Source organism: Gordonia desulfuricans NBRC 100010, assembly GCF_001485495.1.
Taxonomy (GTDB): Bacteria; Actinomycetota; Actinomycetes; order Mycobacteriales; family Mycobacteriaceae; genus Gordonia; species Gordonia desulfuricans.
The window spans coordinates 21890-35187 of record NZ_BCNF01000008.1 but is presented as its reverse complement, the minus strand read 5'-3'; the positions used below and the strand labels follow the sequence as shown (position 1 = coordinate 35187).

Here is a 13298-nt window from a genome sequence, read left to right as displayed (position 1 = left end):
CGCTCGACCATCAGGTTCTGACTGCGGCGAGGCACTTTTCACGGTGGTCGAGCCGACGAGGAGCGTAGCGACGAGGCGTGTCGAGGCCTTCGCACCCGGATTCGGCGACGTGAGCACTGTTTGTCCTGTGGAGGTGGTGCTGTTCTCTGGGTAGGTGGCGGAGGTCTCGACTCGGGTCCTCGCGATGCTCGGTCCCGGCTCGACCATCAAGTTCTGGGCTTGGTGATCGAGGCCTTCGCACCCGGATTCGGCGACGTGAGCACGGGGTTTGGTCTGTGGGTGGGTTGCGGAGGTCTCGACCATCAAACCGTGTGTGCGATGAGAAGTGTTGTGCTGCAGCTGTTTATGCTGGTCGAGCCGATGAGGAGCGTAGCGACGAGGCGTGTCGAGGCCTCCGCACCCGAATTCGGCGACGTGACCACGGGATTCGACGCCCCCGCAGGCCGAGGGGAGTTCCCGTCGGCCGGTGGCGAGGCGCCGACCTCAGAAGATGCTGCGGTAGATCGCGGCGATCTCGTCGGCGGTGGGTACCACGGGATTGTTCTGCGGCGAGCCCGAGGCGAGGGCCTGTTCGGCCATCGTCGGCAGGAGTCCTGCCCACTGGTCGGGGTCGATCGACAGGTCGTGCGGCGCGGGCACCTCGAGGTCGTGGTTGAGCTGACGAAGCTCCGCGACGAACAGCGCTGCGGCGGCCTCGTCGGAATGAGCGTCGTCGGCCACACCGTAGGCGCGGGCGCAATCGGCGTACCGGGCGGTGGCCGCGCCGACAGAGAACTCGGTGACCGCCGGGAAGAGCATGGCATTGGACATGCCGTGACTGATGTGGAAATGCGCGCCGAGCGGTCGGCTCATGCCATGCACCAGTGCCACACTGGAATTGGAGAATGCGATACCGGCCTGGGTGGCCGCGAGCATCATGTGCTCTCGGGCCTGGTCGTCCGCGCCGTCGGCGAAGGCGCGCCGCAGGTACCGGCCGATCGTCGAGATCGCGGTGAGCGCAAAGGAATCGCTGAACGGATTGGCCTTGCGGCTGACGTAGGCCTCCACCGCGTGGGTCAGGGCGTCGATACCGGTGTCGGCGGTCAGCCGCGGTGGCATGGACGAGGTCAACGTGTGGTCGACGATGGCCGCGGTGGGCAGGAACGCTATACCCGGGCACAGCATCTTCTCGCCGGTCTCCGAATCGGTGATGACGGTGAAACGCGTCGCCTCCGAACCGCTGCCCGCGGTGGTCGGGATGGCGATGATCGGCAGCAGCGGCTCGTCGGTGAGCGTGGGCGCCTTGAACTCGCGCATCGGGCGGTCGGTGGTCGCCAGCAGGGCCACCGCCTTGGCCGTGTCCATGGAACTTCCCCCGCCGAAGCCGATCACGGCGTCGCACCCCTCGGTCCGGACCAGGTCTGCGGCCGGCTTCAGCGAATCGGTGGTGGGATCGGGGACCACGTCACCGAACACCGCGAACTCGATCCCGGCCGCGCGGAGTCCCTCACCGATCCGGGTGACCGCACCGGTGGAGACGAGGTAGTCGTCGGTGACGATCAGCGGGCGTCGACACCCCATGTCGGCGAGGACGGCGGGGAGGTCGGCGAGGGCGTCGGCGCCGATCCGCAGGATTCGGGGCAGGGCGATGAGAGTGGACATCTGGTGGGCCTTTGTTCGGATGTCGTTGCCGGATATCCCTGTTCGGTCATCCGGTTCGGAAGGTGGGTCGGTATCGACTCTGCGTCACCGTCCGGTGTCCGGCAATGCCCAGATGCACACAGTCGTGTGCACGGCTGCACGGCCGGCGGTGCAGGGCATAGCGGGTTCGGCAGCGGGTGGCAGGAGGTGGGCGACGGTGGGGCCGACCAGCCGACCGCGGGCCCGGCGCTAGACGATGATCCCGTACTCCTTGATGTGGTGGTACAGCGTGCTGCGACTGATGCCCAGATAGTCCGCGGCGTGAGCCTTGTTGCCGTGGGAGATCTCCATCGCCCGCATGATCGCATCGCAGCTGGCCTGCTGCCACGGTGTCAGCGTCTTGACCGTCGACTTCATCCGCAGCTCGATGGGCAGATCGGCCACGTCGATCACCGTGCCGCGAGACCGCGACAGTGCGCGCAACACCGACGCCAACTCCCGGTGATTGCCCGGCCACGAATACGATTCGAGTACCCGTGTGGCCTGCGGGGTGAAGCGATATCGCACGCCCGGTCCGGCCAGCTCGTCCAGGGTGGCGAGCAGTTCCGAGCGTTGATCGCGCAGCGCCGGCAGGTCCAGCCGATTCTCGAACAGGTGCAGGAGCCGGGTGGCGCAGGCATCCTCGGGATCGGGAATCCCGGTGCCGGCCAGGACGCGGTGACGCCCCGAGACCAGGATCTCCTCGACGATGCCCAGCGGGCCCGTCGGCAGCCGGTCGAGATCGTCGATGGTGAGGAGCTGATCGCCGGGCTGCTCGGCGAAGGCCCGTAGCCTGCGTTCGGCCTCGTCCTCGTCCAGGGTGCGGCCGTCGATCGCGCAGCGCGTGAGCTCGCCGGCGGCGTCGGCGAGCGCGGTGGTGCGGCCACTGCCGGATTCGCCGACGATCACCCCCGACCCCGAGCCGCCGGGAAAGTCCTCGATCCACTGCCGCACCCGGCTCCAGCTGCGCAAACGTTCGGCGGTGCGGGGGACCATCGGCCGTTGCCGGGTGTGCACCCGCGCGAGCACACCGTCGGAGTTCTCCACCGGCCCCAGCTCCACCCGTGCCGGATGTCCGCTGCCCAGCGTGACCTCGACGGTCGTCGACGTCCGCAGGTTGTCGGCGAGCTGCTGCAACAACGCGACATCGGTGGACGACAGCAGCCGCGCGGCGGCCGAGCTCTGCAACACCACCGAACGCGAGATCGCCACCACGATCGCGGCCGGATGCCGGGCCGCCTCCTCGAAGGCCCGGATCACCGAGCGGGTGCGGTTGCCGACGCTCTGACGGATGTTGCGTTCGATCTCGATGATCGCCGAGTCGACGAACGGTCGCATCAACGCCGACTCGGCGCCGGCATCGCTCATGATGTCGAGCACGCCCAGAAGGCGTTTGGTGACCGGATCGAAGATCGGCCGCCCGTAACAGCTGTAGTCGTGCAGACCCTCCACGTAGTGGTCGCGGCCGCGGACGAACAGCGGTTTGCGGGTCTCGAACGGGGTGGCCAGGGCATTGGTGCCGGTGGTGTCCTCCCGCCACACCGCACCCGGGGTGGCACCGATGCGCTCCACCACCGTGTCGATCGGCCGACATCCGTTGACGGTGGTCAGCATCTCGGCCTGCGCGCCGACGAGCATCACCGAGTACCGCTCGCCGTCGATCTCGTCGCGCACCCGATCCAGGACCGGTGCGGCCGCACGGAAGAGGCGGCTCTCGGTGTCCACCCCGCCTGCGGTGGGTGGATCCATCGGTTTGGACGGGTCCAGACCCGCTTGCCGGGAGCGAGTCCAGGAGGCCTGCAGGACACGGCTCGACCGGCTCGCGGACATCATCGCGACCGTCGCTGTGAAGTTGTCGATCATCGTCACGGACCTCTCGTCATCACTTGCCGCGGGCGATCTCTCGACGGACGCGAGATGCGTCGCACGAACCTCCCCGAATGTGCTCGAAGCCACCCGCGGTGCGAACCACCGTAGCCGACGCGGCGCGACGTTCGCCCCCGATCGGCGGGTGTCCAGATCTCGAACAGATAGCTGTGACGCAGATCGCAAGACTGAAATCCGTCGATCCCCCCGGCCCGCAACGCAGTCGATCGGAGCCCGCGGCTCGACATCACACCCGACCTTTCCCAGTGCCGTCGGCACTCGCTTCGAGAGGAACTCGATGACCTCACTTCTCACCCCGACTCCCCGGTTGGGATTCGACCCGGCGACCAAGCGGTTCGGCCAGTTGATCGAGGGCCGGCTGGTCGACGGCGCGACCCGGGTCGCGGTGGTGGATCCCGGTACCGCCGAACAGATCGCCGAGGCTCCCGCCGCCTCGTCCGAGCAGCTCGACCTCGCCGTCGCCGCGGCCCGCCGCGCCCTGCCGGCCTGGTCGGCACTCGACGTCGGCGAGCGCGGCAGGGTGCTGCACGCGGTGGCCGACGTCCTCGCCGCGCACCACGAGGAACTCGCCCAGCTCACCACCCTGGAACAGGGCAAGCCGATCACCCAGGCACGCGACGACGTGAGCTGGTCGATCGACTTCACCCGGTACTTCGCCGACTACCGCCTGGAGACCGAGGTGCTGCGCGACGACGACGCCAACCGCGTCGAACTGCGCCGCCGGCCGGTCGGTGTGGTGGGTGCGATCACGCCGTGGAACTTCCCGCTCTTCCAGGCCCTCTACAAGCTCGCACCGGCACTGGTCGTCGGCAACACCATGGTGCTCAAGCCGTCGCCCACCACGCCGCTGGCGACCCTGTACTTCGGTGAGCTGATCCGCGACGTGATCCCGGCCGGGGTGTTCAACATCGTCGGTGACGGCGGCGATCTGGGGCGCCGACTCACCGCACATCCGGGCGTCGACAAGGTCTCGTTCACCGGGTCCACGGTCACCGGACGTCACGTGATGGCGGCCTGTGCGCCCACCCTCAAGCGTCTGACGCTGGAACTCGGCGGCAACGACGCGGCCGTGGTGCTCGCCGACGCCGACGTCGAGAAGACCGCAGAAGGACTGTGCACCTGGGCCTATTCGAATGCGGGCCAGGTCTGCGTGTCGATCAAGCGGATCTACGTCCCGTCGTCGATGCACGAGGCCATGGTCGAGGCGCTGTCCCGGCGGATCGCGGCGCTGACCGTCGGACACGGGTTGGACGAACAGACCCAGGTGGGACCGGTGCAGAACAAGGTCCAGTACGACAAGGCGCGCGAGCACCTGACCGTGGCCCGCCGGGACGGCCGGATCGTCGCCGGTGGTGATGCGCTCGACCGTCCGGGCTACTACATCGCCCCGACGCTGGTCTGCGACATCGACGAGAGCAGCCCGCTGGTCGCCGAGGAGACCTTCGCCCCGATCCGCTCGGTGCTGCGCTACGACGACCTCGACGACGCGATCGCCCGCGCCAACGCGACCCCGTACGGGCTCGGTGCATCGGTGTGGGGCACCGACATCGAGAACGCGATGGACGTGGCCGGCCGCCTCGAGGCCGGCACCACCTGGATCAACCACCACTTCCAGCTGACCCCCGACGTCCCGTTCGGCGGGATCAAGCAGTCGGGGCTGGGCGCGGAGTTCGGCCGCACCGGCGTCGAGGAGTTCACCGACGTCCACGTGGTCAACCTCAAGCACACCTGATGTGGCCGGCCGGTCACCGACAGCGCACGTGTCGGTGAAATGACCGGTGGCGCAGCAGAGTTCATCGTTCGAACCATCTCATTCACCCCCGATATCCGCCGTCCGGCGGAATCGAGAACACCGGAGGAAACCGCAATGAAGACCCAAGCAGCAGTCGTCGTCGAACCGGGCAAGCCGATCGAGATCGAGGAACTCACCCTCGACAAGCCCGGTCCCAACGAGGTTCTCATCCAGTACCTCTACGGCGGGCTGTGCCATTCCGACGTCCACATCTCCATCGGCGACACCATCGCGCGACTGCCGATGGTCCTCGGCCACGAGGGTGCGGGCATCATCCAGGAGGTCGGCCCGGGCGTGACGCGCGTCAAGCCCGGCGATCACGTCATCTGTTCGTTCACGCCCACATGTGGGCGCTGCAAGTACTGTGCCACCGGCCGCCAGTCGGTGTGCGACATGAACGCCGCGATGCTCGAAGGGCACCTGGCGGGCCCGCGATGGCCGATCAGCGGACCGCGCGGGCAGTACGGCGCGATGTGCACGCTGGGCACCTTCAGCCAGTACAACGTGATCAACGAGTACTCCGTCGTGGTGGTCGACGACGACATCCCGCTCGACAAGGCGGTCCTGGTCGGCTGTGGTGTGCCCACCGGATGGGGATCGGCGGTGTATGCCGCCGACACCAAGCCCGGTGACATGGTGGTCATCTTCGGTATCGGCGGCATCGGCATCAACGCGGTGCAGGGCGCCAAGCACGCCGGCGCCGAGCACATCATCGTGATCGATCCGCTGCAGAACAAGCGGGACAAGGCGATCGAGCTCGGCGCGACTCTGGCGTTCGACAATGCCGCCGAGGCCAAGGCCGCGATCGACGACCTCACCAACGGGCAGGGGGCCGACTCGGCGATCATCACCACCGACCTGATCACCGCCGAGCAGGTCAGTGACGGCTTCTCGATGATCGGCCGCGGCGGGATCATGGTGCTGACCGCGCTGAACCGGATCGACGAGATCACCGTCAAACTGCCGAGCACCGAGATGAGCTACTTCCGCAAGACCATCAAGGGCTCGCTGTTCGGCGACTGCAATCCGACCTATGACATTCCCAACCTGGTCCGGATGTATGCCGACGGCAAGCTCAAGCTCGACGAGCTGATCACCAGGGAATACAGCCTCGAACAGGTCAACGAGGGATACGACGACCTGTTGGCCGGCAAGAACATTCGCGGTGTGATCAAGCACCAGCACTGATCCACCCCCGCTCGACATCTACTGCGCGGCGGCGACAACCCGGTGGTTCCGGGACTTGTCGTCGCCGCGTATCCCATTCTTTCCCAACCGAATACGACGCAAAGGACTTTCCATGACGCTCACCGTGAGCGAGTTGGTCGGCGCCGCCGGTGGTGGCGCACTGGGGGCGGCGCTGGGTGCGCTCGCCGCGTTCTCCCTGATGGGGGTGATCGTCGTGGTCGCCACCGGGTTGGCCACCGTCGGCCCCGACACCCCGCTGGTGGGGGGCCTGGCCTTCGGGCCGGTGTTCGGCCCGCATGTGCTGTTCGCCGGCGGTGCGGCCGCCGCGGCGTATGCCGCCTACATCCGTGCCCACGACTCCGGCCGCGACATCGCCCAGCCGCTGATCTCCTACAACCGCATGTCCATCCTCGCGGTGGGCGCGGCATTCGGTGTCCTCGGCCAGATCCTGGCGCGTGCGCTCGCCGAGATCCCGAAGGTGCACACCGCCGTCGGCGCCGAGGTCCAGGTGATCGACGCGCTCGCGATCAGCGTCGTCCTCACCGCGCTGGTGGCCGCCGCGCTCTGGGCGCGGACGCCGAACTCCGAACGCATGCCGTGGGTTCCGTGGCAGCACGATGCCACCGCCGTGATCACCATCGGGCTGATGGGCGGTGCGGTCGCCGGATCGGTGTACCTGGCGTTCCCGGCGGATGCACGGGCGATGGCGCCACTGTTCCTCTACGGCATGTCGGCGGTGACCCTGCTGGCCCTGGTGTTCGGCAAGGCGGTGCCGGTGACCCACCACATCACCCTGCCCGCCGGTCTGGCCGCCGGGATCATCGCCGCCCACACCGACCATGCGATCTGGATTCTGGTGGCCGCGGTCGTGGCGGGGCTGGTGTCGGCGGTCGTCGCCGAGGGCTGGGCCCGGCTGGTGCTGGAACGCTGCCGGATGCATCTGGATCCGCCGGCGGTGGCGATTGCGATCATGGCGCCGCTGCTGGCGCTGGTCCAGCTCGGGGCCGGCTGATGAGCCCCGACCGGCCGCTGCACGCCACGGTGAGCGCCGACGACCTGCTGATCCTGCTGGCGGTGGCCCGCAGCGGCACCGTCACCGGTGCGGCGTCGCGGCTGGGCGTCGACCACTCCACGGTCAGCAGACATGTGGCCCGCATGGAGAAACGGGTCGGCCGGCGGCTGTTCGACCGGTCCATGAGCGGTTGGCAGCTCACCGAGACCGGACGCCGGCTCCGACGGATCGGGGAGCGAATCCAACACGATCTCGACGAGGCCGAACGCGCCGTCGCCCGGGACGACGAGGACAGCATCCGCGGTCCGGTCCGGCTGCTCACCCCGGACGCATTCGGCACCTACCTGGCGCCGCGGGCCCTCGCCCCGGCCCTCGCCCGGCACCGGTCCCTGCGTATCGAGTTGCTGACCTCCACGCGACATGTGGACCTGCGTGCCGGCGAGTACGACATCGCGGTGTCGCTGGAACCCCCACCGTCACGGGCCGTCGTCGCCACCCGGCTGTGCACCTACTCGCTGGCGCTGTTCGCCTCGGCCGACTACCTCGCCGATCACGCCCCGATCACATCCGTCGACGACCTGCGCGATCACCCGGTGGTCTACTACCTCGACGAATGCCTCGACATCGCCCCGCTACGGGTGCTCGACGACCTGATTCCCGGGGTGTGTGCCTCGGTGCAGTCCAACAGTGTGGGCGCGCAGATCCAGGCAGTGCTCGCCGGTCACGGCGTCGGTCTGCTGCCCGCCTATGCCACCGCCTTCCACGACGGCCTGGTCCCGGTACTGCCAGCCGAGGTGGACGTGGGCGGCCGGTACTGGGTGGTGGTGCCGTCGGCCGTGCGGCGCGCCCCACACATCAGGGCCGTCGTCGATGCGTTGACGAGCCGGCTCGCCGGTCACCTCGAACCCACAACCGTCTGTAACCCCGCCCCGACAACCCAAGGAAGCCCGAGAACCGATGTCCTCCTCTGACACCCTCACCCTGACCGTCGACGACGACGGCGTGGCCCAGCTGACCCTGAACCGGCCGGCCGCACTCAACGCCCTGAACACGACGATGATGACCGAGTTCTCCGCAGCGCTGCGTCAGGTCACCGACAGCGGTGCCCGGGTACTGGTCCTCACCGGTGCCGGCCGCGCCTTTGCCGCCGGCGCCGACATCGCCGAGATGCGCGACCGCACCTTCGGCGACATGACGGACTCGAATCATCTTGCGGCGTGGGAAGAACTGGCCGACCTGCGTATCCCCACCATCGGTGCGGTCAACGGGTTCGCGCTCGGCGGCGGATGCGAGATCGCGATGATGTGCGACATCCTGATCGCCGGTGCGGGCGCGTCCTTCGGCCAGCCGGAGATCGGTCTGGGAATCATCCCGGGTATCGGTGGCACGCAACGGCTCACGCGACTGGTCGGCAAGGCCCAGGCGATGGACCTGATCCTGACCGGCCGCCGGGTGGATGCCGCCGAGGCACTCCGCATCGGTCTGGTCAGCCGCGTCGTCCCCGACGACGACGTGCTCGAGGAGGCGCTCGTGGTGGCCCGGCAGATCGCCGGCTTCTCCGGACGCGCGGCCCGTGCGGCCAAGGAGTGCGTCCTGCGGGCCGACCAGACGACCCTGTCCGAGGGGCTGCTCTTCGAACGACGGTGGTTCCATTCGCTGTTCGCCTTCGACGACCAGACCGAGGGTATGACCGCATTCCTGGACAAGCGGCCGGCGAGGTTCACCGATGGCTGAGCGCACGCAGACACCGGGGCCCGCGCAGGCCCCGACCGACACCCATGCGGCCGCCGCGGCCGCCGCCGAGGCCGATCCGGGCCGGTTCTGGCTCGACGCCGCGCGTGCCGTCACGTGGATCGACCCGCCGCGGTCGGCCCACGCCGACACCGGCAACGGTCTGGTGGACTGGTTTCCCGGGGCCACCCTGAACACCGCCCACAATGCCCTCGACCGGCATGTGGGTGCGGGACTGGGGGAGCAGGCCGCACTGCTGTACGTGTCGGCGACGACCGGTCGGGAGCACGCCTACAGCTACCGGGAACTCCTCGACCAGGTGCGCCGGGCCGCAGGCGCGTTACGCGATCTCGGTGTGGGACGCGGGGATCGCGTGCTGATCTATCTGCCGATGATCCCGGAGGCGGTGGTGAGCATGCTCGCCTGCGCCCGCCTGGGTGCGGTGCATGCGGTGGTGTTCGGCGGCTTCGGCGCGGCCGAGCTCGCCGCGCGGATCGACGACGCGCAGCCGTCGGTGGTCGTGACCGCCACCGGGGGACTCGAACCCGGCCGGACGGTGCCCTACCTTCCGCTGCTCGATGCCGCTCTGGCAGAAGCGGACTGGCGGCCCCGGCATGTGGTCGTCGTCGACCGTCCCGAGGTCTGCGAACCGGCCGGTCGCACGGTCGGGTGGCCCGAACACCGATGGGCCGAGCTGCTCGCCGATGCCGAGCCCGCCGACTGCGTACCGGTGCCGGCCACCGATCCGCTCTACATCCTCTACACCTCCGGGACCACCGGTGCCCCGAAGGGCATCGTCCGTGACAACGGCGGACATGCGGTGGCGATGTCGTGGTGCATGCCGCATGTGTACGGCATCGGCGCCGGCGACGTGGTCTTCGCGGCCAGCGACATCGGCTGGGTGGTGGGGCACTCGTTCATCGTCTACGGGCCGCTGCTCGCCGGCGCGACCGCCGTGCTGTTCGAGGGCAAACCCGTGGGAACCCCTGATGCGGGGGCGTTCTGGGACGTCGTCGAACGGCACCGGGTGAGCGTGCTGCTCACCGCGCCCACCGCGATGCGGGCCATCCGCCGCGAGGATCCGCGGGCGGAGCTGCTCGCCGGGTACGACCTGAGCTCGTTGCGCGGGATCTTCCTGGCCGGTGAGCGTCTCGACCCGGACACCCAGCAATGGCTGTGCGACGTCCAGCCCGCTCCCGTGGTGAACAACTGGTGGCAGACCGAGACGGGCTGGCCGGTCATCTCGAACTTCCTCGGCCTGACGTATTTCCCGCCGCGGCCAGGCTCCTCGACGAAGCCGGTCCCGGGATTCACCGTGGCGATCCTCGGTCACGACGGGAAACCCGTCGCGCCGGGACAGGAGGGAGATGTCTGTCTGCGGTTGCCGTTGCCGCCCGGAACACTGACCAGCGTCTGGGGTGACGAGGATCGATTGGCACGCTCGTACCTGACCGAGCATCCCGGTTACTACTGTTCCGGCGACGGCGGTCACGTCGATGACGACGGCTATGTCTACATCCTCGGCCGCACCGACGACGTGATGAACGTCGCCGGCCACCGGATGTCGTCGGGACAGATCGAGACGGCCATCGCCGAGCATCCCGGGGTCTCCGAATGCGCCGTCGTCGGGGCACGCGACGAACTCAAAGGTCAACGGCCCTATGCGATCGTCGTGCCCGAGGTCGCCTACGCCGAGCGTGTGGCCGAGCTGGCCACGGAGGTCGGCGATCTCGTGCGCCGACGGGTCGGGCCGATCGCCGCGCTCGGTGGCGTGAGCGTGGTCCCGGCATTGCCCAAGACCCGCTCGGGCAAGATCGTGCGCCGCTGTCTGCGCCAGATCCTCGACGGTGACGATCCCGATGTGCCCCCGACCATCGAGAACCCCGCGGTCGTCACCGACCTGACCATCAGGCTGGCCGCGGACTCGCCGACGCGATCCCCGTCCTGAACACACCCGTCCTGACCGCACCGGTCCTGACCACACCCGTCCTGAACGCAACCGACCCAAGGAGCAAGTACCGCATGACCACCTACCGTTCACTCACCGCCGTCCGTCACGACGACGAGATCCGGCCCGAGGTGATCGAGCGTGAACGAGTTGCGCTCGGCGCCGGCGAGCTGCGCATCTGGGTGACCCATTCGAGCGTCAACTTCAAGGACGCACTGGCCTTCACCCCCGGCGGCGGCGTGGTCCGCGACTATCCGATCGTGCCCGGTATCGACGTCGCGGGGACCGTGATCGAATCTGCGTCACCGGATTTCGCGGTCGGCGCCGAGGTGATCGCCCACGGCTACGAGATCGGCACCGCCCGCGACGGCGGGTACGCCCAGGAAGCGGTGGTGCCGGCCGACTGGACCGTCGCCCTCGAGGGCCTCACCCCGCGCGAGGCGGCCACCATCGGCACCGCGGGGTTCACCGCGGCGATGAGCGTCGCGGCGATCCTCGACTGGGGGGTGACCCCCGAGTCGGGGCCGATCATCGTGACCGGTGCCACCGGCGGTGTCGGCTCGGCGGCCATCGATCTGCTGGCGGCCAAGGGATTCGAGGTGGTGGCCTCGTCGGGCAAACCGGCCGCGACCGACCGTCTGCACGGCCTCGGTGCCGCCGAGGTGATCGGCCGGCTGCCGCTCGACCCCGATGCCAGGCCGCGTGCCCTGGGGCGCGCCCGCTGGGCGGGTGCCGTCGACTGTGTCGGCGGCGCCGCGCTGGCCGACATCCTGAGCACCACCCGGTACGGCGGGGTGGTGACCGCCAGCGGTCTGACCGGCGGCAGCGGCCTGGCGACCACCGTCATGCCGTTCATCCTGCGCGGGGTGGGACTGCTCGGGATCGATTCCGTGCAGATGCCGATCGAGGCCCGACGCGCGTTGTGGAAGCGGATCGAGGACGACCTGCGGCCCCGGAAGCTGGATCAGATCGGTGTCGACCTCCCGGTCGGCGAGATCCCCACCGTCGTCGATGCGTTGCGCCGCGGCGAGTTCACCGGACGTGCGGTGATCGACCTGGGCGAAGGCTGGTCATGACGGTGTCGATCGGTGCCGAGCGGCCGGTCGGTGTCGAGCGGCCGGTCGGGGCCACCGGGCAGACCCCGGCGCGTCGACGGATCCGGGTGCGAGCGGCCCGGCCCGGTGAACGACTCGGCGGAACCGGTCCGCTGGCCTGGCATGTCGGCCAGGACGACGGGGTGGAGCTGGTGCACCGGTTCACCACCGCCGACATCTGCGACGACGTACTCGTGGGTGCGTTGACGTCGCTGATCGACATCGGTGTGCTGAGCGGGCGGGACGATTTCGAGACGGTCGCGGTGCGGATCGTCGAAACCTGCGCCGTGACGGTCGATCGAGCCTGGAGTGCGTTCTACGACAACACCCTTCGCTCCCTCGAGGACGGCGGCTCGGCGTTCGCGCCGATCCACCGCCGGGCGCGTGCCCTGATCGAGGGACGCTCGGTGCTCGAGGTGGGCAGCTGCTTCGGGTTCCTTGCCCTCCAACTGGCGCACGAGGGCAAGGAGGTCTCGGCGTGCGACGTGGATCCGGGTGCGGTGGCCATGCTCCGCCGGGCCGCGGCTCGACGCAGGGTGCATGTGCGGGCCGACCTCGGAGATGCCACCGACCTCGGGTATGCCGACGACTCGGTCGACACCGTCACCCTGGTCCACCTCCTGGAGCATCTGACGGCCGACCAGGCGCTGACGGCGATCGAGGAGGCGTTACGCGTGGCCCGACGCCGGGTGATCGTGGCGGTGCCGTTCGAGGAGCAGCCCAGCGAGCACTTCGGGCACGTGCAGGCACTCACCGCCGATGACCTGCGTTCATGGGCCGGTCGGGTCCGGCATGGGGGAGCGAGGGTGTTCGTCGACCACGGCGGCTGGCTGGTGTTGCGTCCTCGGATGATGGGTACGCATCCGTAGCCGACACGGGCGCACGCACCCGCTCGGCATCCGGCTCCGCCCGTCTCACGCGGGCGGAGCCGCCGGGGTCGAACTCTCGCTGCGGATACCGGTTTTCGCGATGGCGGTGGTCACCGTG

Annotated in this window: 10 protein-coding genes; 8 read left to right on the top strand and 2 right to left on the bottom strand. The window is 69.1% G+C overall.

Annotated elements, in window-relative coordinates; translation table 11 throughout:
* Positions 1-483 precede the first annotated feature (483 nt).
* Both GD1_RS01475 and GD1_RS01470 read right to left on the bottom strand, forming a co-directional pair.
* Positions 484-1641, bottom strand: coding sequence for an iron-containing alcohol dehydrogenase (locus GD1_RS01475; RefSeq protein WP_059035185.1), 1158 nt, complete (start codon positions 1639-1641; stop codon positions 484-486).
* A gap of 228 nt (positions 1642-1869) precedes the next feature.
* Positions 1870-3522: a helix-turn-helix domain-containing protein gene (locus GD1_RS01470; protein ID WP_059035268.1), complete on the bottom strand. Its 1653-nt coding sequence runs from the start codon at positions 3520-3522 to the stop codon at positions 1870-1872.
* Positions 3523-3823: 301 nt separating this feature from the next.
* Here GD1_RS01470 and GD1_RS01465 point away from each other — a divergent pair, with 301 nt between their 5' ends.
* The 8 genes from GD1_RS01465 (at position 3824) to mftM (ending at position 13180) form a co-directional block, all read left to right on the top strand.
* The gene (locus GD1_RS01465; protein WP_059035183.1) at positions 3824-5278 is read left to right on the top strand and encodes an aldehyde dehydrogenase family protein; all 1455 of its coding nucleotides are present in this window, start codon (positions 3824-3826) and stop codon (positions 5276-5278) included.
* 135 nt (positions 5279-5413) lie between these two features.
* Positions 5414-6526, top strand: a complete 1113-nt coding sequence (locus GD1_RS01460) for an NDMA-dependent alcohol dehydrogenase (protein ID WP_020792962.1) — start codon at positions 5414-5416, stop codon at positions 6524-6526.
* A 112-nt stretch (positions 6527-6638) separates the two neighbouring features.
* On the top strand, positions 6639-7538 hold the full coding sequence (locus tag GD1_RS01455) for a DUF7973 family transport facilitator (protein WP_059035181.1): 900 nt from the start codon (positions 6639-6641) through the stop codon (positions 7536-7538).
* Entirely contained in the window at positions 7538-8509 is a 972-nt protein-coding gene (locus tag GD1_RS01450) for a LysR family transcriptional regulator (protein ID WP_059035179.1), read from the top strand. The genes GD1_RS01455 and GD1_RS01450 overlap by 1 nt, the downstream gene beginning before the upstream one ends.
* The gene (locus tag GD1_RS01445) at positions 8496-9272 is read left to right on the top strand and encodes an enoyl-CoA hydratase-related protein (RefSeq protein WP_059035177.1); all 777 of its coding nucleotides are present in this window, start codon (positions 8496-8498) and stop codon (positions 9270-9272) included. Before GD1_RS01450 ends, GD1_RS01445 begins: the two co-directional genes overlap by 14 nt.
* Complete coding sequence (locus tag GD1_RS01440) at positions 9265-11217, top strand: AMP-binding protein (RefSeq protein ID WP_059035175.1); 1953 nt, start codon at positions 9265-9267, stop codon at positions 11215-11217. The genes GD1_RS01445 and GD1_RS01440 overlap by 8 nt, the downstream gene beginning before the upstream one ends.
* A 74-nt stretch (positions 11218-11291) precedes the next feature.
* Positions 11292-12293, top strand: coding sequence for an acrylyl-CoA reductase family protein (locus tag GD1_RS01435; protein ID WP_059035173.1), 1002 nt, complete (start codon positions 11292-11294; stop codon positions 12291-12293).
* Complete coding sequence (mftM, locus tag GD1_RS01430; protein ID WP_083533779.1) at positions 12290-13180, top strand: mycofactocin oligosaccharide methyltransferase MftM; 891 nt, start codon at positions 12290-12292, stop codon at positions 13178-13180. Before GD1_RS01435 ends, mftM begins: the two co-directional genes overlap by 4 nt.
* Positions 13181-13298: the final 118 nt, after the last annotated feature.

What these genes read in the sequence shown, in the direction of transcription:
- GD1_RS01475 (WP_059035185.1), bottom strand. Translation starts at nt 1,641, where the DNA reads ATGTCCACTCTCATCGCCCTGCCCCGAATCCTGCGGATCGGCGCCGAC.
- GD1_RS01470 (WP_059035268.1), bottom strand. Translation starts at nt 3,522, where the DNA reads ATGATCGACAACTTCACAGCGACGGTCGCGATGATGTCCGCGAGCCGG.
- GD1_RS01465 (WP_059035183.1), top strand. Translation starts at nt 3,824, where the DNA reads ATGACCTCACTTCTCACCCCGACTCCCCGGTTGGGATTCGACCCGGCG.
- GD1_RS01460 (WP_020792962.1), top strand. Translation starts at nt 5,414, where the DNA reads ATGAAGACCCAAGCAGCAGTCGTCGTCGAACCGGGCAAGCCGATCGAG.
- GD1_RS01455 (WP_059035181.1), top strand. Translation starts at nt 6,639, where the DNA reads ATGACGCTCACCGTGAGCGAGTTGGTCGGCGCCGCCGGTGGTGGCGCA.
- GD1_RS01450 (WP_059035179.1), top strand. Translation starts at nt 7,538, where the DNA reads ATGAGCCCCGACCGGCCGCTGCACGCCACGGTGAGCGCCGACGACCTG.
- GD1_RS01445 (WP_059035177.1), top strand. Translation starts at nt 8,496, where the DNA reads ATGTCCTCCTCTGACACCCTCACCCTGACCGTCGACGACGACGGCGTG.
- GD1_RS01440 (WP_059035175.1), top strand. Translation starts at nt 9,265, where the DNA reads ATGGCTGAGCGCACGCAGACACCGGGGCCCGCGCAGGCCCCGACCGAC.
- GD1_RS01435 (WP_059035173.1), top strand. Translation starts at nt 11,292, where the DNA reads ATGACCACCTACCGTTCACTCACCGCCGTCCGTCACGACGACGAGATC.
- mftM (WP_083533779.1), top strand. Translation starts at nt 12,290, where the DNA reads ATGACGGTGTCGATCGGTGCCGAGCGGCCGGTCGGTGTCGAGCGGCCG.